Source organism: Pseudarthrobacter sp. R1 (genome assembly GCF_024494415.1).
Lineage (GTDB): Bacteria > Actinomycetota > Actinomycetes > Actinomycetales > Micrococcaceae > Arthrobacter.
Genome location: NZ_JAMKFI010000001.1, coordinates 185,726 through 204,541 on the forward strand (window position 1 = coordinate 185,726; position 18,816 = coordinate 204,541).

Genomic DNA, 18,816 nt, shown 5'->3' on the forward strand with positions numbered 1-18,816 from the left:
TACCGAATGGAAAAGCCCGGCAGCAGCTCTGCGGAAGCTGCAGCCGGGCCGGACACACAGGGGAAGTCAGCCCTTGACGTCGTAAGCCTTCGGCAGCTTCAGGCCCCGCTCCTCCATGAGGGTGCGCAGGCGGGTGGGGTAGTCGGTGATGATGCCGTCCACGCCCAGGTCCATCAGGCGGACCATGTCAGCGGTGGTGTTCACCGTCCACGGGATGACGGGCAGGCCCAGGTCATGGGCTTCGGTGATCATCTCCGGGGTGACCGAGCGGAACGTGGGGGAGACGACGTCGTACCCCTGGGCAGCCGCCGCCTTGGGAAGGGAACCGTCGTAGTCGTCGATGTCGATGCCGCCCAGGTTGCGGCTCGCGCCGGGCTGGCCCACGCCCATCCAGGCGTCGCCGCTGGAGAGAGCCACCAACGGGAGCTCGGGCGCGATCTCCTTGGTGAGGTTCAGCGAGGACCAGTCGAAGGACTGCAGGGTGGTCCGGTCCGCCATGCCGGAAGCCTGGATCTCGGCCACCACGGCGCGGGTGAGAGACTCCATGCCGGCGCCGCCAACCTCGCTGCTCTCCACCTTGGTCTCCACGTTGAAGCGGACCTTGCCGGCGCTGGCGTCGCGGACCAGCTGGTAGACGTCCTTGAGCTCGGCGATCCGGTTGCCTTCGATGACGTCCTGTTCCGGGTAGCCGGGCAGCTGCACGAAGCCGCAGTTGAGCGTCTTGATCTGCACCAGGGAGAGCTCGGCGACGCGGTCGCCGACGTACGGGAACTCGGGGTCACCGGCGGTGGCGGGTGCGGTGTCCGCGCACTTGGTGGCCTGGATGGTGTCGTCGTGCCAGACGATCACCTTGCCGTCCTCGGTCAGGTGGGTATCCAGTTCAAGGGTGGTCACGCCCAGTGCCAGGGAGTTCGCGAATGCGGCCAGGGACTCCTCTGTCCATTCGCCGCGGCCGCCGCGGTGGCTCTGCAGGTCGAAGGAGCCGTTGCGCTCGTTTACCTTCAGGGCGGACGTGGCGGCTCCGGCAGCGTTCGACGACGGCGTCCCGGCTTCGTCCTCCGGGGCGGCGACGGCGGGGCTCGCCATGGCGGCGATCAGGGCGGCGGCTGCTGCGGCAGTCAGGACGTGGCGCATGGGTGGTTCCTCCTGGGATGACGGGGACCGGCTGTTCGCCGGTGACCCGCCAACGCTAAGGAGGGCAGGTTGCGTCTTTGATGCGGGGAGTTGGAGGGCGGGTTAACGGCGGTGTTCCGGGCGTTAACATTGCGGGCTGCAGGCGGTCTTGACACCCTTTCCGGCCATGAGGAACATCGGAAGTGTCGGTGCAACTGGCGGTCTCCCAGGGGTCCAGCTGTGGTACGGCGTCTCGAAGGGATTTGAGATGCAGTCAGGACGTTTCACCCCGCTCCACGGTGCGGCCGCAGCCGCCGCAGCGCTCGTATTGTTTGGAGTTGCAGGCTGCACCAGGGCGCCCACCGCACCGGACCAACAAACGTCGGCGCCCACATCGGCGTCCGCCAGTGCCACCGCTACTGCCTCTGCAACCGCAACTGCGCCGGCCTTCGCAGCCGTGCTCAAGAAGTACAGCAAGGACATCCGCGCCGGGGGAGCTACCGCCGTCGTCATCCAGGTGAAGTCCCGGCTGGGTGAGTGGTCCTCGGCGGAGGGAGTCCGGAACCTGGAAACCAATGAGCCCGTCCAGCTGACCGATCAAACGCACGTGGGCGACATCACCATGACAATGGTGGCGGTGTCCGTGATGAAGCTCGTGGAGGAAGGGAAAATCCAGCTGCATGATCCTGTCCAGAAGCACGTTCCGGGCTTCGAGAGCATCATCAAGCCGCCGGGACCCATCACCATCCGCAGCCTGCTCAGCCACCGGTCCGGCATTCCGCGCTACTGGGAAAGCCTGCTCAGGGCCGGCGATCCGGCGGATGGCAAGCGCAGCCATGAGGAACGTTTGGCCGCAGCCGCTGACCCTTGGACGGGAGGCTCGGGCAGCCTTTTCAGCTACTCAGGCACCAACTACTCGGCCTTGGCCCTGCTCGTCGAGAAGGTGCGCGGCCAGGACATCGCTGCGGTCATCGGTACGGACACGGTAGAGCCGTTGGGGCTTCAGGGCACCCACATGGCGGGTAACGAGCCTGGTCCGCAGAACCTGATTCACGGGTACACGAAGACGGAAAGCGGTGAGCTGGTGGACAACGCCTTGGCTCCATTCCACAGCGGTTCCCCGGACACCGGAATGATCTCGACTGTCCCCGAGCTCAACACGTTTTTCGCCGCGCTGCAGAAGGGGACACTGCTGACTCCTCAAAGCGTGGCGGAAATGCACCATCCCAAGTACCAGCAGTACGGGCTCGGTGTTGTCCGCCGCTATGACTCCTGCTCCAACAACGACTACTTCGGCCACCTGGGAGTGGTGCGGGGATACGCTGCCCTGGCGCTGATCAGCGCCGACGGATCGCGGCAGATTGCCATGGCCGTGGCGGGCGTACGGAAGCCGGAGCTGGTTGGTTTTGAGGATCCGGAATCGCTGAAGATGTCAGAAGCGGCGGTGAACGCGCTTAGTCAGGCGTGCTGATTGGCACAGCACTTGGCGCTGCTAGTGGCTGCCTTCGCGCTCGCCAACGGGCCGGGGCCGCTTCCACGTGGACTCGCGTGGACCGGGCGGGTAGGCCGCTTTCCGGCCGGCAAAGGTGATGACCAGCGCCGCGATCACCGGCAGAGCAGCGGCGGCCGGGACCAGCAGCGGGCCGGCCACCACCAGGGCAGCAGAGCCGTAGAGGGCGCCGATGGTGATGCCCAGCTGGATCGTGAGAACCGTGAGCCCGTTGGCGGCGTCCTTGTTCTCCCGGCCGGCCCGGAGGATGGCGGACTGGTTGTAGATGCCGATGGCTCCCAGCCCGGCGCCCCACACGGTCATCAAAGCCAGGGCGATGGGCAGGCTCCCACCCACGAACGGCAGCGCGAGCATCGAAACGGCGATTGCCGCCGTCGTAATCAGCAGCGAACGGCGGGGGTGTGAGTCCACGGTGAGCCCCGCGATCCAGATGCCAAGCAGGCCGGACACTCCGAGGACGGTGAGGGAGAGGCTGATGGCGTAGTCGGGCAGGCCGGCTTCGCGGATGTACGGGGCGATGTAGGTGAAAAGCGCGAAGTGTGCCAGGACCAGGAGCGGCCAGGCGATGGCAACGGGCTTCACGCCAGGCTGGGCGATGGCTGCGCGCATCGACGGGCGGATCTCGCCTGCGCTGCGCCGCACAGACGGGAGGAACAAAAAGCCCAGAACAGCGAGGAGCACGCCGAATCCGGCGAGGGCAAGGAACGCCGCACGCCAGCCGAGGACCGTGCCCAAGGCGGTCCCGATCGGGGCGCCAATAGCCAGGCCCAGGCTGTTGCCGCTGAAGACGATGGCCAGGGCCTTGCCCACCTTGTCGGCCGGGACCACGCGGGCCACGTAAGGAGCCATCGTGGTCCACAGCAGTCCGTGCGCCAGGCCGCCCACCAGCCGTGCCACCATCGCGAACGTGAAATCGGGCGCGAGGCCTACCAATGCGTTGCTGAGCGCGAAGGTGAGGACAAGGGCCACCAGCAACGGCCTCTTCGGTACATTGGCCAGCAGCCGGGCGGCGGGCACCACGGTGACCACAATGACGGCGGCGTAGGCGGCGGCAAGATAGCCCGCCACCGGCTCGGACACGTCCAGGCCGGTGCTGATCTGCGGGAGCAGGCCGGACGGCAGCAGTTCGGTGGTAATGGCGGTGAAGGCGATGGTGGCCAGGACCATCATGGCGGCCAGCGGGAAACGCTGGGGAGCCGGCGCGGAAATCGCGGAGGACATGAGGAATGTTCCATTCAAGGGGGAGGGAAGCGGAACCTGGCGCTGCTGGCCCAACAATTCCTCCACCAAGTTTACCCGGTGAACTAACTGCGTACGTGCAGGGCGGCGTGTTTCGAAGCGGCAGAGCTGGTATCTGTGCCGCGCAATCTGCGCCACACTTGGAGTTTGGCCCCTAACGAAAGCAGCTCTCCTTGATTACCCTCCAGCAGGACGCAGAAGGCTTTATCCGGATGAACCGGCACTACCCCGCCAGCGTCCGCATTAAGATCGCTTTCACCGACGGCAGCACCGGTGAGTTCTCAGGGCAAACCCTCAACGACGCCTACGATGCAGCCCTCGCGGAATTCCGTGCCAAGAACGGCCTCGATGCGCGGGGATACTCCAGGACTCCTGCGGGCCGAACGAATTCCGGCAACACGATTGATTTCGTTCCGGTGCATCCCGCCATGGGGGAGTAGGCCGCGCGCTCGCTGACGGTGGTCACTGAGTTGACCGCATGGTGACGAGTAGCCATACCGTTCGCGGGATGGACCACACGACAGCCAGCCCAAGCACGGGCACCAGCGAGACGCCGACGTCAGGGAACTGACGGATGATCACCAGGAGGTCGGTGTCGAACCGGGCGGGCGCGTAGACGAGGCACAGCCATAAGGCGAAGGCGTCGAGCGCCAGGGTGCCACCGGCCCACGCCAGGTGCGCCCAGCGTTTGCCGGCACCGAACCGGCCGTGGAGCAGGACCGAGAGCGCCAGCCACAGGCTCAGGAGTTCCGCCAGCAGCAAGGCCAGCGAGACCGCCCAGCTGAACTGCTGCAGCCAGTCCTCATATACGACGGCGGGTACCGGCGACTGTCCGTGGAGGATCCGCAGGATGTTCGTGTCGATGGCCTTGAGCCGGGAGGGGGCGGCGGTGTCGTTGCCGTTGATGACCAGGGCGACGCCGAGCCCGGAGTCCGGAACCATGGCCAGGTAGGTGTGGCTGTTGCCCCATTCCCCCTGGTGCTCCAGCAGCAGCGGCAAGTCCTCCGAAGCGGGGGCTGCGGGACCAGCTGATTCCACGAGCGGCCGGGTGTACCAGCCCATGGCGTAGCCCTTGGCCTCGTCCACCCGGGTCCGGGGCTCGAACATCGCCGCGACGCTCTCAGGCTTCAGGATCCGGGCATCCCCGTAACGGCCGCCGTTGAGCAGGGCAATCAGCTCATGGCCCAGGTCCTCGGCCGAGGAGTACATGGTGCTGGAGGGAATTCCGGCGGTGGGTGCCGGCACGTCGGTCTGAAGCCAGAACGAGCTGAACCAGCGGGAATGCCCAGCAGCCGCGCTGTCCGCCCGTGCCGCGGTGCGGGTGGGATGGCTGTGGACCATGTTCAGGGGCCCAAAGACGTGCTGCTTTAGATACTCCCCGAAGGGCTGGTTGGCGACGGTCTGCACCAGGAGGCCCAGGACGTTGTAGTTGGCGCTGGCGTAGTGGAAACGCTGCCCCGGTTCGCCCGCCAGCGGTGAGTCGGCGAGCGCGCGGACTGCTTTTTCGAGGGCTCCCGGGTCCTGTGCAAGGGAAGCTTCAAAAGCGGTGTCCCTCGCCGACATACCGCTGGTCTGGTGGAGCAGCTGCCGGACGGTGATCGCCGACGATCGGGGGTGGTCAAGGGTGAACCAGGGCAGGTAGGTCTGCACCGGTTCATCCAGCCGCAGGCGCCCGGCCTCCACCTGCTGCATCACGGCGATGGCCGTCAGTGACTTGCTGGTGGAGGCGAGCAGAACGGGAGTCTGGGCGGTCATCGGCCGCCCGGAGGGGTCCGCGCGGCCGAAAGCGGCGGCGTGCACCTGGGTGCCATCCCGGACGACGGCGACGGCGGCACCGGGAATCCCCAGGACTTCGATCTGCTCCCGCAGGAAGGTGTCCACAGCTTCGTAGGTTTGCTCCGGAGTGCCGGGCTGGGTGGGCATCAGGCCAAGGTGGACCGATCGGGGTGGAGCGGCGCCGCCGAGAGTTCCGGTCAGGAGGAAGCACACCAGCAGGCAGCGCGTTGACCACGAGATAGTCCGCATGGCTGCACCTGCTTCGGCTGAGCGTCCCTTCACGGTATGGCCTGGCCAAACGGAAAACAAACACTTGTGACTCTCACGCGAGGGACGGACGAAGTCCCCGTGAGATCGCCCACCTTATTCTGAGTTACTCACATTAATTCCGTAGACTTGTTACCAGGCCGCCGAAGCCCTTAAGTGCTGCCGCAGGGATAACGTCCTCGCGTGCCGGCAGTCGGCCGCCGCGTCTGACTGCCCATGCTTGAACCCGCGCCCCTTTCTGAATGGCGTGCAGGCGGTACTGCACCAGCATCGGCGACGCCGGCAAGCCCCCACAACCACAGGAGATCACTTGACTCTGCAGTCCGAACTGGCCGTAACCCAGGAAACCCAAACGACCGCCAAAAACAGCACCCCGCGTGGCGGCAGCTACGTCAGCCTCCCGGCAGGCCGGGAAGTTCCGCTCCGCCGCGTCGAGGGAAACTACGTTTCGCTGCCCGGCGTCCTTCCCGGCAACGCGAACAAAGCCCAGGGCACGTACATGACGCTTCACTCGGTTCCTGCGGATAAGACGGAAATCAGCTACACCCGCATCGGCTAACTTCCGCAAAACACCAAAAGCGCCTGCCGCCCTTTCCGAAAAAGGGGCGGCAGGCGCTTTTGGTGTAAGCGGTCAGTCCGGTTTCGGCTGGAACTACGCTTACTCCACAACGGCCACCGGAGCTGTTGTTTCGCCGCCGCGTACAGCAGGAGTGCTCCGGCGTCGCCAATAAGCGGCCAGGACAGCACCGGAAACGTTGTGCCATACCGAGAAGATGGCGGCGGGCAGGGCCGATTCGGGAGTCAGATACTGCCGTGACAGTGCTGCTGCCAGGCCTGAGTTCTGCATGCCGACCTCGATTGCGGTGGTGCGCCTGGATGGAACGGGCAGCTTGAACAGGCGGGCCGCGCCGTAGCCCAGGGCGTACCCCAGGCCGTTGTGCAGGATAACGGCCGCGAGGACCAGCAGACCTGCAGTAAAGATGGCCTTCGCGCTTCCGGCTACCACCGCGACCACAACAAGGGTGATGGCGAGGACGGAAATCCAGGGGAGGGCAGGCAGCGCTCTGGTGACCAGGCGCGGCAGGAATGTACGGAGCACGAGTCCCAGAAGCACAGGGATCAGTACGACCTGGACGATGGACCACGCCATCGAACCGGCGTCCACCGGCATGTACTGGCCTGCCAGCCACAGTGCCAGCACCGGGGTCAACACCGGAGCAAGCAGGGTGGAAACGGTGGTCATGGCAACGGACAAGGCGACGTCGCCCTTGGCAAGGTAAGACACCACGTTCGACGCCGTTCCTCCGGGGCAGCAGCCCACCAGGATGACGCCCGCGGCCAAGGCCGGCGGCAAGCCGAGCGCCGCCGCGATCAGCCAGCCCAGCAGGGGCATGATGGCGTACTGCGCCACAACACCGATAACTACTGGGACGGGCCGTTTGGCGATGACGGCGAAGTCAGGAGGTGTGAGGGTCAGGCCCATGCCGAACATGATGACGCCCAACAGGGGAGTGATCCAGGGGGCCAGGCCGGTGAAGGCTGTGGGCGCGGCAAGCGCTACGGCTCCTCCGGCCAGGATCAGCACGGGAAAGAGAGTGACGGCGATGCGGGCGCTGCGTTCTTCAGCGGCAACTGCCGACGTGGAGGGCGAGGGTAAGGAAGACATGCCTACCGGACTATCACAGTGAGAGTTCTGTTTCAGAATCAGCGTGGATTGATGACACGGGCGGGATTGCAGTCGAACTGCCTGGATTCAGAGCGGGAGGCCCGCCCTGATCTGGATGAGTGTGAGGTCCAGCAGGGGCGTCGGGACGTCGAGGTTCCGGGCTCGGCGGGCGAGGTCACCGAGGATGTGCTCGGCTTCCGATGGGAGCCCTGCGCTGAGGTCCCGGTACAGGGAGGACGTGAAGGCCGATCCCGGCTCAGTGAGGATTCCGATCGCTTGTGCATGAGCGGCGTCGGAAACGGGATGTCCTGCCGCGGCCGCCACCGCTTCGGTTTCACTGATGGCCTCCAGGATTTTTGACCGCCCGCCGGCAGTGATGATCCGGCCAACCGGCGCCCGGAACAGGCAATTGATGATCCCTGCGGCAGCGATGAACGCCCATTTATCCCACAGTGCGCCTACTACGTCGTCCACTGCCGAGAAGTCGACGCCGGGCACGTCCAGAGCTTCGGAAACATCCACTGGGACAGGGTTTCCGTTCAGCCCGCCCACCATGAGGGAAGTGAGGGGCACCTGCTGGCGGACCACGTCGCCGTCGAGCGTGGCGACAATCCGGGCCAGGCCGCCGAGCACCTGTCCCGGGTACAGCTGCTCAAGGCGGTCCACGTGGGCCATGCCGTTGAGGATGGGAATGATGGCGGTTCCAGGGCCGACAAAAGCCCCGATCTCGCCGAGGACGCCCTCGAACGCGGTGGCTTTGACCGTGACGAGGATCAGGTCGAATGTCCCTGACCCGTCCGTGGCGGTGATGGTTTTCACCTGGTGAGTCCGGTCAGCGGTGGGGGAGATGAAGCGCAACCCCTCGCGGCGAAGGACCTCCTGCTTGCGCGGCCGCACCAGGTACGTGACATCCCGTCCCGCTTCCTGCAGGAGGGTACCGAACGCCCCTCCTGTGGCTCCGGCTCCGACGACGAGTATCCGCATGGGTGCGTACCTTTCCGAACTGGTTTGTTTGCAACCGATGTTCCAAGGCTAGGGGGTTTCACCAGGACCTCCCACCCGCGGCCACCTAAACGTCCAGCTGAGAAGAGGGGGGCCGTAGACTCGGAGCCATGTCAGCTCTTGGGGGGATGCGGGCGCGGCGCGGAGTAGTTCTGTTCGCTGTAGCCGCCATGGTTATTTCAGTTGCCGGGTGCGAGTACAGCGGCCCGTCCGAACAACCGGCTCAAACATCTCCGCCGGCGGCAACGCCGCAGCCCCGGTCCTTCGAGGAAAACGTCGGTGAAGTGGCGCGTTTGCTCGAGGCTTCCCCCGCGGGCCCCGGCATGCCGTCAGAGGCGGAGCCCGCCGGAAAACTATCCCTTGTCCTGGCGCCCGGCGACTACATGGTCACAGGCGCCTGTGCGGGGGTTTACGGCGCTAAGCTCACCATTGTGAAGGCGGATGGCGTTCCGGAGGCGTCTAGCTTTGAGTGCACCTCCACGCTGAACCGCTTTGTCAGGCACGACGGCGGGCCCATCACCATCAGCGCGGTTCCACCGACCGGCAAACCGTCCGCCACGGGCGTCAAAGTGCAGAACAACCCGGACCGCAGGGCTTCGGAGCTGGAAGACGTGTCAGAGTGGTCAGCCCAGCAGCTCCAGCCGCGCCTGCCTGGTGAACTACGCGGCACCAGCAGCGCGGAAACCACCACCACGGCCAGCCTGACGGCCGAACCAGGCCAGTACGAACTGCACTTGGTCTGCGCAGGACTGCCGGTGGCTGAACTGTCCGTCTCCACGTGGGGAGGTGTTGAGGTTCTCGCCCCTGTGCAGATCCCCTGCGGCGGGAACGTGTTCAAGGCGCCCGTGCTGCTGCCCACCGAAGGAGTGGACCTCAGGATGGGGCCCGGTGGCCTGGACAGCCGCTTCGCCTACCGGCTCGTTCCAAGCGATCAACCTAGGCAGGCTGGATAGCGGGGCGGGGCTTCCGTGCTGAAGCATGTGCCCGACGGTAGATAAAGTACTCGGCAACGGCCAGGCTCAAAACCCATGACGCCCCGATCAGCAGGGCACGGGTCAGCTCGTCCACCGGACCCACCAGGACAATCCAGGGGATGGTCACCACAACGATCGTTCCCTGGGCGATGCCGATGGCGTACGCCCGGGACATCCACTGGCTGTGCCGGACGTAGTTCCGGCGCCGCACGGCAATGAATCCCAGCACGATGAACGCCACCATCGCGGACCCAAACACCAGCCGGAGGATGAGCAGCAGCGACCCGTCCAAGGGGGGAAGGTCGTAGAAAACGGCCATCCACAGGCCGGACAGGGCAGCCAGCAGGCCGGTGGGCGCGAGGATGCGTCCGGCGATTTTGTGCCAGCTTGCCCTGCCCCGCTTCCCGCGGCGGAGCGGGGGAACGAACTGAAAAGCGCCCAGCACCAAGTACACGGTCACCGTGGGGATATGGATCAGCACGGGGACAGGCGAATCGAAGAACCGCGCATTATCCGGCGTTATCTGGCCTCCCGTGAGGTCGGTCAGGCGGACAGCCCCGGCGATGATCGGCACGAGGCTGAGGAAGATCAGGGCGGCGGGCACGAGCCACCGGGTTTTGGCGTTTGGGCGGGGGCGGGGAATGGTTGCAGAGGTCATGGATTTGAATCTTCGAAGTGGCTGAGCTTTTGCCCTGGCACGGACGTCGTTGTTCAAGCCGGGCTGGCGGTGGGAGTCCAGGCGATGGTGGCCGGAATGACAGTGCCCAGCAGCACCTACTCGTACGGCGTAGGCTCAACCTACTCCACTTGGTTCCGCCAAGCGATAGGCAAGAGCTCCCACGGAACGCATGGCCTTTTGAAAGCTGACCGCGCCCGCCGGCATCCCTGAACTCTTAAATACCGACGACGTTCCCTCCTTGCGCGGCATCCGCGGCGCCCGGATGCTCAATGGTGACCGTGCCGGCGTCGCCATCCACGAGGATCTGCTGGCCGGTGGCAAGCCGCTGCGTGGCCACTCCCGTCCCGAGGACGGCGGGGATGCCGTACTCACGGGCCACGATGGAGCTGTGGCTCAACGGGCCGCCCACGTCAGTCACCACGGCCGAGGCCATCGCGAACAGCGACGTCCACGCAGGAGTGGTGATGCGGGCCACCAGGACGTCTCCGGGCTCCATCTGGCCGAAGTCCTGCGGCCCGGCCAGGACGCGGGCGGGAGCGCTGACCCGGCCCGAACTGGCCCCCACGCCTTTGATGACATCGCCGCGTTGGTGTTGCGAGCCGGCCGGCATCATCGACCCGAAGGCCCGTTCCATCCACCGGCTCTCGGGAAGCATTTGCGGGGCGGCGGCCTTCACCTGGCCCCGCCACAGCATCCTGCGCTCCTCGACGACTGCGGCGCGGACAGGCCGGGCAGCACCGGAAATAACGACGGCGGCCCGCACTCCCGGCGCGGCGAGGCCGAAGTCGACGGCGCTTCGCAGCTCCTGGTGGCGCAGCCAGAACACGTCATCCGGGGAAGCGATGACACCGGAATCCACCAGCCGCTGCCCGAGTTCGAGCAGCATCCGCCGCAGCAGCGGCCAGGCAAGTCCGACGTCGGCCAGCGCGTCCTCGCGGATCGGCGCCATCTCCTGGGCCCACCGGAGCAACCGGAGGAAGGCTGCCCGCCGGCGCGGCCCGAGCCGGCCGGCCATCTGTTCAGTGAGCGACTCCCGGCGTTCGGTCAGCTCCCGCTGCCGCTCATGCGGGTCGGTGCCCTGCCCGCGCAGGTAGAACTTCACCGTCTCCAAGAGGGCGGAGGGATCGTCGGCGGCTACCGGGCTGGCGAAATCAAGGTTGTAGACCGCGTGGCCGTAGAGATCCAGATGCTCCTGGAAGGCGAACCGCCATTCCTGCCACAGCGGATTGTCCACACCGGCGGGCGGGGAACCGGTGCGCTGGCACTCGGCGAGCGCCGCCGTCGGCCGTTCCAGCAAAGCCGACGTCAGCCCGGGATCGCTGCGGGCCCAGCCGGCCAGGTCATGCAGTGACTTCTCCGCCCGGATCGGTTCGCTGTCGTAGCCAAGGAGGAACGCCTGGGCCGGGGGATCGCCGTCGCGCCGCACCAGCTTGTCGTAGAACGCCCGGAAGGAGAGCTCGCTGGTGGCGGCGAGCGGAATGATGGACTGCACCGCTGTGTAGTACACGGTGCCGGCGTCCAGCAATGCCTGCGCGCCCTCCAGCAGGTCCTCGCCGGTGAGCTCCGCCGGGGGCTTCGCCTGCCAGTCCTTGATGACCCGTTCGTACCGGGGATGCGAAAACTCGCGCCAGCCGGCCACCCCCATGTGCGCCTTGCCGCGGGCCAGCGCGCCCACGGCGGCCGGGGCCTTGCCCGTCATCCGCCACATGCCGGAGGTGCGGTAATAGTAGTAGGCGTAGCCGTTGATGGTAGGCAGTCCGACGTCGCCGTCGCGGATGACGTTCTTGCCCAGGGCATCGGCCAGCAAGGCTGTCAGCGACCTCGCCACGGAGCCGTCGATCATGTCGGCGAACAGGGGTGACAGCGGGTCAGGTAGCTGTTCCACGATGCTCGCCCGGAAGTAGAGCCCCTTCGGATAGGGCAGGGGCCACGTGTCCGGGATGTCGGCCGCTGGTTCGGGCAGGGCCGTGATGGGGCGGGACTGCAGGATAAAGAACTTGCCGGCAGCCCGCGCCCACTCGATGTCCTGTGGTGCGCCAAAATGATCCGTTGCCCGCCGTCCATGCCGGACCAGTTCCGCCGCCGCCCGGTCATCGAGCACGGGTTCACGACGGCGGGCTGCCGCCACCGGCTGCTCCCGGGTGCCCTTCTCCGCGTAGACCGTCATCACGTCCTTGTCGGCTGTCCGCCGCGACACCACGGTGCCGGTCCCGGCGTCGACCACCACGTCATCGGTGGTGACCGTACCGCTGACTACCGACTCGCCAAGGCCCCAGGCCGCACTGATCACCGTCTGGTCCCGCCGGCCGTTGGAGGGGTTGGCGGTGAACATCACCCCGGCTGCCTCGGCCTCCACCATCTGCTGGATGACGACGGCGAGGCGCACCTCGTGCGGTCCCACACCTTCCCGGGCGCGGTAGGCCATGGCCCGCGCCGTCCACAGGGAAGCCCAGCAGTCGATCACCGCCGTGGACAGCTCCACCATGCCGCGGACGTTCAGGTAGGTTTCCTGCTGGCCGGCGAAGCTGGCGGAGGCAAGGTCCTCGGCTGTGGCAGAGGAGCGCACGGCCACCGCCGTCTCCCTGCTGCCGAGATGCCCGTAGGCGGCGCCGATTTCGGCTGCGATTTCGGCCGGCATAGTGCCGGTCCTGAACAGTGCGGTGATCCGCTGGGAGGCGTCCTCGTAGGTTTGCGGCTCCGCCTGCGGTGGCAGCGTGGCGATGTCCTGGATGTCCGCTGCGAGGTGGTTGTCATCGACAAAGTGCGCATAGGCATCGGTGGTGAGGACAAACCCCGGCGGGACCGGCAGCCCCGCGTGAATCAGGCCACCGAGACCCACAGCCTTGCCGCCAGCCACGGCGACGTCGTCTGGCCCCACATCGCTCAAATCGTTGATATAGGTCATGACCGCGTCCTTGCTGCCCGGGAGGGGCGCCGGGGTGAACTTGGTTCTCCACATACTGGCACTGCCGCGGGCAGGAGGCTACAGCTTTGGTGTCCTCCACCAGAACCAGTTCCGCTGTGTTGCCCTCAGCGGAAGTTGGACGATCTACGCCGTTATTGCTCCGCAGGGCTTAGCCGCAAAGCCGGGTCGAAATCGCCGAAGGAGGGACGCCGGCCCGACCGGTAAGCGGAGTGGATGACGGGTTCGAGTTCGTCCAGTACTGTGCGGTTCCCTGGAAGTACCACGTGGGCCAGGAATTCGGATTCAAGGGTGGCGATGCCTGACGCGGCCGCCCGGAGTTTGGCATCTATCGACTGTGACAGGGCGTGCCAAAACCTGCGGGGGGCGCGTTCAAGCTCTTTTGCCTTCGCTTCACGGATGGGGCCCTCCGCTGCGTCCCCGGAACCTGTCAAGGCACCATCCGGCTGCGGTAAGGAAACGACGATACGGAATTGCCTCCCGCCGCCCCTGAACGCGATGGCGCTCCGGTTCCCGCGTTGGCTGAACAGAACGTCCGTCGCCCCGTAGTCCACGAGCGCTTGTCGAATGTGTTCCCGGGAAGCGCCGCAACTGAAGGAGTCGCCCCGGGTGTATGGACCTGTCATCGTCCAACTATGCGCCTTCGGGGCGCTCCTTCATAAGCATTCACGTCGCGGCGCGCTCCGCGGGCATCAAGAAAAACCATCCCCGGGCGTGCCGCCTGATCCCGTTTTGCTCCCTGTTCCGGTTGGCGGCCCGTGCTTGCACCTGTAACATATCCTAAGCATGCTTACCATCGCGTCTCGGGTCAGTCGGCTAACGTACTGTCAGCGCATGGCTGCAGGACGGACAGGAACAGGGGCTCGAATTGGCAGGAAACGCAACCTTCCGGCACAGCAATACCGCGCTGCTTTCGGTGAGCAGTGTGGAGGCTCCGAGGATCGTGAGTTCCACGGATTTCGACAGCAGGCTGGCGTCCACGCTGCAGCGGCTGAAGTTCCCGCCCCGGCTGCTCGAGCGCGTTGCCGGCGTCACGCACCGCCGCTGGTGGGCGGCCGGGACATCCTTTGATGACGCTGCCGCCGAAGCGGGCGCGAAGGCCCTGGCCGAGGCCGGGGTTGAAGCGTCCGACGTCGGACTGCTGATCAACACCTCGGTCACGCGCCGGAACCTGGAACCGTCCGTCGCGGTGAAGATCCACCACGGACTCGGCCTGCCGTCGTCGGCCATGAACTTCGACCTGGCCAACGCCTGCCTGGGCTTCGTGAACGGCCTGACCCTGGCGGCGAACATGATCGACTCCGGCCAGATCAAGTACGCGATGATCGTCAACGCAGAGGACGCCGAGGCCACGCAGGAGGCCACGCTGGCCCGTCTCCAGCGGCCCGAGACCACACGCGAGGACTTCAACCGGGAGTTCGCCACCCTCACTTTGGGCTCCGGGGCCGCAGCCGCCGTCCTGGGCCCGGCAGACCAGCACCCGGGTGCGCACCGGATCATCGGCGGTGTGATGCGCGCCGGCACCGAACACCATGAGTTGTGTGTGGGCGGCATTGACGGCATGGCCACCGACACAAAGGGACTGCTCGACGGCGGCCTCCAGCTCGTCGTCGACGCCTGGCACGAAGCCCGGCCGGAGTGGGACTGGGCGGACATGGACCGGTACGTCACGCACCAGGTGAGCAATGCCTACACGCAGGCCATCATCGACGCCATTGACCTGGACCCTGCCAAGGTGCCCATCACTTTCCCGCACTGGGGCAACGTGGGCCCGGCCTCCCTGCCCATGACCCTCGCGGCCGAAGCGCAATCCCTAGAAACCGGGGACCGGGTCCTCTGCATGGGCGTCGGATCCGGGCTGAACACCGCCATGATGGAAATCGTTTGGTAGGCGCAGACTGGCCTGGCGTGGACCCGGAATGGTCCCGCGAAGTGGAGGTTGCGTCCACGTCCCACGCTGATGGGCCCGGCACAGTGCGCCGCTGGCACCTGTTGGACAACGGCGCACAGCTCTCCCGCCTCGGTCTGACTCCCGCCGGAACCCTGCTGTGCGTGCACGGCAACCCCACCTGGTCTTATCTGTGGCGGACGCTGCTGGCTGCCGGATCGGATCAGGACCACCCGTGGCGCGTTGTGGCGGTGGACCAGCTGGACATGGGCTTCTCGGAGCGCACCGGCACCTTCCGGCGGCTGGCCGACCGGGTCAACGACCTCGGCGACCTGACGGCCACACTTGGCCTGGACGGGAACGTGGTGACGGTGGGCCACGACTGGGGCGGGGTAATCAGCCTGGGCTGGGCCCTGGCGCACCCTCAGCTCCTCACCGGTGTGGTGCTGACCAACACCGCCGTCCACCAGCCCGCCTGTTTGGGCATCCCGCCCGCCCTGCGGCTTGCCCTGCATCCCGCCGTGCACACGTGGGGAACCACGACGTCGGACGCGTTTCTGCGGGTGACGCACTCCCTGGCCCACCCGCCGCTGCCCGCCGATGTCCGGAACGCCTATATGGCGCCCTACCGCGGAGCCCACCGCCGAGCCGGGGTGGGGAACTTTGTGGCGGACATTCCGGTGGACGAGTCCCACCCCAGTTTTCCAGCGCTCAACTCCGTAGCGGAAGGGCTGCACGGGCTGAAGGTCCCGGCGCTGATGCTCTGGGGCCCGCAGGATCCCATTTTTTCGGACCGGTACCTCAAGGACCTCATCAACCGGCTTCCGCACGCCAGCGTGCACCGCTTCGAAGGCGCCGGCCATCTTGTGGCGGAGGACCGGAACATCGCGGCACCGGTCTTTCAGTGGCTCGGCGGAAACTTTGGTGGCAGCGGAAGCGTACCCCCGGCAGCGGAAGCCACAGCCGCCGAGGGGGAGAGGCAGGACGCCGTCCAGCCGGCGCCGTCGGAATTCCGGTTGCTGTGGGACCTGCTCGGCGAGCAGGCTGCAGGGCCAGCGGGAGGAGGTACCGCCGTCGCGGAAATGGCGCCGGACGGTACGGTGGCCCGCTCGCTCAGCTGGCAGCAGCTGGACCGGAACATCCTGGACCTCGCCGCGGGGCTGCGGGAGGCCGGAGTCCAAAGCGGCAGCCGGGTGAGCCTGATGGTTCCGCCCGGGGTGGACCTGACCGTCGCCCTCTACGCCTGCCTGCGGCTCGGCGCCGTGGTGGTGGTGGCCGACGCCGGATTGGGAACCAAGGGCCTCAGCCGTGCCGTGAAAGGCGCCACCCCCGACTTCCTCATCGGCATCGACAAGGCGCTCGCGGCTGCCTCCGTGCTCGGCTGGCCGGGGCGGCGGATCAGCGTGCGGGAGCTCCCGGCCGCCCGTCGTCGCATGCTGGGGGTCGAGGCCTCCCTCGAAGCCCTGGCCCGTTCCGGTGCTAGCCGAGGTCCACAGCAGATGGCGGACACCGTGGGTCCGGATGCCCCGGCCGCCGTCCTCTTCACCTCGGGTTCCACCGGCCCTGCCAAAGGCGTGCTCTATACGCACCGGCAGTTGGCTGCGATGCGGGACACGGTGGCCGCAACCTTCGGGATCCGTTCTGGTGCCCGGCTGGTGGCAGGCTTCGCACCGTTTGCCCTGTTGGGACCGGCGCTCGGAGCGGTGTCGGTGACGCCGGCCATGGACGTCACTGCGCCGCGCACCTTGACTGCCAGTGGGCTCGCCGACGCCGCCGCGGCCATAGACGCTTCGGTAGTTTTCGCCTCGCCGGCCGCGTTACGCAATGTCCTCGCCACCCGGGACGGTTTGAGTGCCGCAGGGCAACAGGCGTTGGAAGGTGTTGAGCTGCTGCTGTCTGCCGGCGCCCCCGTCCCGGAACCGTTGCTATCTGAGGTGCAGCGGCTGTTGCCGCGGGCCAAGCTGCACACCCCGTACGGGATGACCGAGGCGCTGCCGGTGACCGACATCAGCCTCGAACAAATCCAGGCCGCCGACGCCGACGCTGCCGCCGGGGCTGAGAATCCCTCCGGCGCTGTTGCGGGAGCAGGCGACGGCGTGTGCGTGGGCTGGCCGGTGCATGGCGCCCGGGTGGCCGTCGTCCCACTGGCCGAAGATGGCACCGCCCCCGGGACCCATCCCGTGACGGAGCCCGGCGTGACGGGGGAGATCCTGGTCAGCGCCCCGCACGTCAACGAAGCCTACGACAGGCTGTGGCTGACCCAGCAGGAGAGTGCCAGCCTGCCCGGATGGCACCGCACCGGCGATGTGGGGCACTTCGACGCCGCCGGCCGGCTGTGGGTGGAGGGCCGCCTCGCCCATGTTGTGACGGCGCCCGGTGCCGTCGTGACGCCGGTGGGTGCCGAACAGGCGATCGAACGGCTGGACTCCGTCCGGCTAGCGGCGATTACCGGCGTCGGACCGGCGGGCACCCAGGCGGTGGTCGCCGTCGTCGAGACCCTCCCTCCTGCCCGGAAAGCCGGCCCTGCTGCGCCGCAGCTCGCCGGTGACGTCCGCAGGGCGGCCCGCGAGGCCGGCGTCCAGGTCTCCGCTGTGCTCGAAGTCCCCGCACAGCCCACCGACATCCGGCACAACGCCAAGATCGACAGGACCCGCCTGTCCCGCTGGGCGTCGCGGGTGCTGGCCGGCGGCCGGCCGGGAAAGCCATGAGAGTCCTCGTCACGGGTGCCAGCGGGCTGCTTGGGGGAGCGGTGGCCGGGCTGCTGGTGCGCCAGGGCCATGACGTGGCCACCTTCCAGCGCCGTCCGTCAGGGGTCGACGGCGCCACGGACTTCTGCGGGTCCGTTACGGACAGTGAAGCGCTTCGGGGAGCAGTGGAAGGCGCAGAAGGAGTCATCCACCTGGCGGCGAAGGTTTCCTTTACAGGCCGGGCGGCCGAGTTCGATGAGGTGAACGTCGAAGGGACCCGCCGCCTGCTCCGTGCTGCCCGGGCCGCCGGGGTGCGGGACGTGGTGTTTGTGTCCTCCCCGTCCGTGGCGAATTCCGGCGCCGCCATCGCCGGGCTGGGCGCGGATCCGGCGGACCCGCAGCGCGCGCACGGTGACTACTCCCGCACGAAGGCCGAGGCGGAGCTCCTGGCGCTGGCGGCGAACGTTCCGGATTTCCGGGTCGCAGCGGTGCGCCCGCACATCGTTTGGGGTCCGGGGGACACGCAGCTGGTGGAGCGGGTCTTGGCACGGGCGAGCCGCCGTCGTCTGCCGCTGCTCGACGCCGGTGCGGCCTTGATCGACACCACCTACGTGGACAACGCCGCCGCGGCTATCGTCGCAGCCCTGCACCGCATGGAACACGTCCATGGCAGGGCGGTGGTGGTGAGCAACGGCGAGCCCCGACCGGTGGGTGAATTACTGGCCGGAATCTGCGCTGCGGGAGGCGTCCCAGCGCCGTCGTGGTCCGTGCCGGGTGCGGTGGCACGGGCTGCAGGAGCCGTGGTGGAAAAGCTCTGGACCCGGGCAGGGCGGCAAGAGGAGCCGCCGATGACCAGGTTCCTCGCCGAGCAGCTCTCCACCGCCCACTGGTTCGACCAGCGCGAAACCCGGGAACTCCTCAACTGGACGCCCGCCGTCTCGATTGATGAGGGGCTGGCGAGGCTGGCCGAGCACTATCGGTCCCATTCAGGAGCGAGGGTTTACAATCGTTTACCGATGTCGTCCAATGGGGCGAGCAATATCTGAATGATTTCCATCGGGGAGCGATGACTGGGACATCAGCGGTAAATCC

At 67.1% G+C, this 18,816-nt stretch carries 15 protein-coding genes; 7 read left to right on the top strand and 8 right to left on the bottom strand.

Going from position 1 to position 18,816, the window contains the following annotated elements:
* Positions 1-66: 66 nt before the first annotated feature.
* Positions 67-1,134: a glycerophosphodiester phosphodiesterase family protein gene (locus M8J71_RS00875; protein WP_256246127.1), complete on the bottom strand. Its 1,068-nt coding sequence runs from the start codon at positions 1,132-1,134 to the stop codon at positions 67-69.
* Positions 1,135-1,381: 247 nt separating this feature from the next.
* Here M8J71_RS00875 and M8J71_RS00880 point away from each other — a divergent pair, with 247 nt between their 5' ends.
* Positions 1,382-2,584, top strand: coding sequence for a serine hydrolase domain-containing protein (locus tag M8J71_RS00880; RefSeq protein ID WP_256246128.1), 1,203 nt, complete (start codon positions 1,382-1,384; stop codon positions 2,582-2,584).
* Between the two features lie 21 nt (positions 2,585-2,605).
* On the opposite strand, the gene M8J71_RS00885 is transcribed toward M8J71_RS00880, so the two are convergent.
* A complete protein-coding gene (locus M8J71_RS00885; protein ID WP_256246129.1) occupies positions 2,606-3,844 on the bottom strand; it encodes an MFS transporter in 1,239 nt (412 codons plus the stop codon).
* Between the two features lie 191 nt (positions 3,845-4,035).
* Here M8J71_RS00885 and M8J71_RS00890 point away from each other — a divergent pair, with 191 nt between their 5' ends.
* Entirely contained in the window at positions 4,036-4,302 is a 267-nt protein-coding gene (locus M8J71_RS00890) for a hypothetical protein (protein WP_256246130.1), read from the top strand.
* 22 nt (positions 4,303-4,324) lie between these two features.
* Here M8J71_RS00890 and M8J71_RS00895 read toward each other — a convergent pair whose 3' ends face one another.
* Positions 4,325-5,887, bottom strand: a complete 1,563-nt coding sequence (locus tag M8J71_RS00895) for a serine hydrolase domain-containing protein (protein WP_256246131.1) — start codon at positions 5,885-5,887, stop codon at positions 4,325-4,327.
* A gap of 328 nt (positions 5,888-6,215) precedes the next feature.
* On the opposite strand from M8J71_RS00895, the gene M8J71_RS00900 reads away from it, so the two are divergent.
* Positions 6,216-6,464 carry a hypothetical protein gene (locus M8J71_RS00900; RefSeq protein ID WP_256246132.1) on the top strand — a complete coding sequence of 83 codons (249 nt, stop codon included), beginning with the start codon at positions 6,216-6,218 and terminating at the stop codon, positions 6,462-6,464.
* Positions 6,465-6,563: 99 nt separating this feature from the next.
* Here the strand turns inward: M8J71_RS00900 and M8J71_RS00905 are convergent, their stop codons facing one another.
* Both M8J71_RS00905 and M8J71_RS00910 read right to left on the bottom strand, forming a co-directional pair.
* On the bottom strand, positions 6,564-7,571 hold the full coding sequence (locus tag M8J71_RS00905; protein ID WP_256246133.1) for a bile acid:sodium symporter: 1,008 nt from the start codon (positions 7,569-7,571) through the stop codon (positions 6,564-6,566).
* An 87-nt stretch (positions 7,572-7,658) separates the two neighbouring features.
* Positions 7,659-8,555: a ketopantoate reductase family protein gene (locus M8J71_RS00910; RefSeq protein WP_256246134.1), complete on the bottom strand. Its 897-nt coding sequence runs from the start codon at positions 8,553-8,555 to the stop codon at positions 7,659-7,661.
* Positions 8,556-8,683: 128 nt separating this feature from the next.
* Between M8J71_RS00910 and M8J71_RS00915 the strand changes: the two genes are divergently transcribed.
* Positions 8,684-9,526: a hypothetical protein gene (locus tag M8J71_RS00915; protein ID WP_256246135.1), complete on the top strand. Its 843-nt coding sequence runs from the start codon at positions 8,684-8,686 to the stop codon at positions 9,524-9,526.
* Here the strand turns inward: M8J71_RS00915 and M8J71_RS00920 are convergent.
* The 3 genes from M8J71_RS00920 to M8J71_RS00930 all read right to left on the bottom strand — a co-directional run bounded on the left by M8J71_RS00920 (position 9,510) and on the right by M8J71_RS00930 (position 13,583).
* Complete coding sequence (locus M8J71_RS00920) at positions 9,510-10,205, bottom strand: DUF2306 domain-containing protein (RefSeq protein WP_256246136.1); 696 nt, start codon at positions 10,203-10,205, stop codon at positions 9,510-9,512. The genes M8J71_RS00915 and M8J71_RS00920 overlap by 17 nt on opposite strands.
* 235 nt (positions 10,206-10,440) lie before the next feature.
* Entirely contained in the window at positions 10,441-13,131 is a 2,691-nt protein-coding gene (locus tag M8J71_RS00925) for a PEP/pyruvate-binding domain-containing protein (protein WP_256246137.1), read from the bottom strand.
* A gap of 152 nt (positions 13,132-13,283) precedes the next feature.
* Complete coding sequence (locus tag M8J71_RS00930; protein ID WP_256246138.1) at positions 13,284-13,583, bottom strand: hypothetical protein; 300 nt, start codon at positions 13,581-13,583, stop codon at positions 13,284-13,286.
* Positions 13,584-14,017: 434 nt separating this feature from the next.
* Between M8J71_RS00930 and M8J71_RS00935 the strand changes: the two genes are divergently transcribed.
* Genes M8J71_RS00935 through M8J71_RS00945 form a run of 3 tightly spaced genes read left to right on the top strand, consistent with a single transcriptional unit; the run spans position 14,018 to position 18,770 of the window.
* Positions 14,018-15,040, top strand: coding sequence for a 3-oxoacyl-ACP synthase III (locus M8J71_RS00935; RefSeq protein ID WP_256246139.1), 1,023 nt, complete (start codon positions 14,018-14,020; stop codon positions 15,038-15,040).
* On the top strand, positions 15,034-17,745 hold the full coding sequence (locus M8J71_RS00940; protein ID WP_256246140.1) for an alpha/beta fold hydrolase: 2,712 nt from the start codon (positions 15,034-15,036) through the stop codon (positions 17,743-17,745). The genes M8J71_RS00935 and M8J71_RS00940 overlap by 7 nt, the downstream gene beginning before the upstream one ends.
* Positions 17,742-18,770, top strand: coding sequence for an NAD-dependent epimerase/dehydratase family protein (locus tag M8J71_RS00945; RefSeq protein ID WP_256246141.1), 1,029 nt, complete (start codon positions 17,742-17,744; stop codon positions 18,768-18,770). The genes M8J71_RS00940 and M8J71_RS00945 overlap by 4 nt, the downstream gene beginning before the upstream one ends.
* Positions 18,771-18,816: the final 46 nt, after the last annotated feature.

Bases quoted from the DNA above. Each gene is read 5' to 3' on its own strand.
- M8J71_RS00925 (WP_256246137.1), bottom strand. From the start codon at position 13,131: ATGACCTATATCAACGATTTGAGCGATGTGGGGCCAGACGACGTCGCC.
- M8J71_RS00905 (WP_256246133.1), bottom strand. From the start codon at position 7,571: ATGTCTTCCTTACCCTCGCCCTCCACGTCGGCAGTTGCCGCTGAAGAA.
- M8J71_RS00880 (WP_256246128.1), top strand. From the start codon at position 1,382: ATGCAGTCAGGACGTTTCACCCCGCTCCACGGTGCGGCCGCAGCCGCC.
- M8J71_RS00895 (WP_256246131.1), bottom strand. From the start codon at position 5,887: ATGCGGACTATCTCGTGGTCAACGCGCTGCCTGCTGGTGTGCTTCCTC.
- M8J71_RS00885 (WP_256246129.1), bottom strand. From the start codon at position 3,844: ATGTCCTCCGCGATTTCCGCGCCGGCTCCCCAGCGTTTCCCGCTGGCC.
- M8J71_RS00920 (WP_256246136.1), bottom strand. From the start codon at position 10,205: ATGACCTCTGCAACCATTCCCCGCCCCCGCCCAAACGCCAAAACCCGG.
- M8J71_RS00915 (WP_256246135.1), top strand. From the start codon at position 8,684: ATGTCAGCTCTTGGGGGGATGCGGGCGCGGCGCGGAGTAGTTCTGTTC.
- M8J71_RS00910 (WP_256246134.1), bottom strand. From the start codon at position 8,555: ATGCGGATACTCGTCGTCGGAGCCGGAGCCACAGGAGGGGCGTTCGGT.
- M8J71_RS00945 (WP_256246141.1), top strand. From the start codon at position 17,742: ATGAGAGTCCTCGTCACGGGTGCCAGCGGGCTGCTTGGGGGAGCGGTG.
- M8J71_RS00875 (WP_256246127.1), bottom strand. From the start codon at position 1,134: ATGCGCCACGTCCTGACTGCCGCAGCAGCCGCCGCCCTGATCGCCGCC.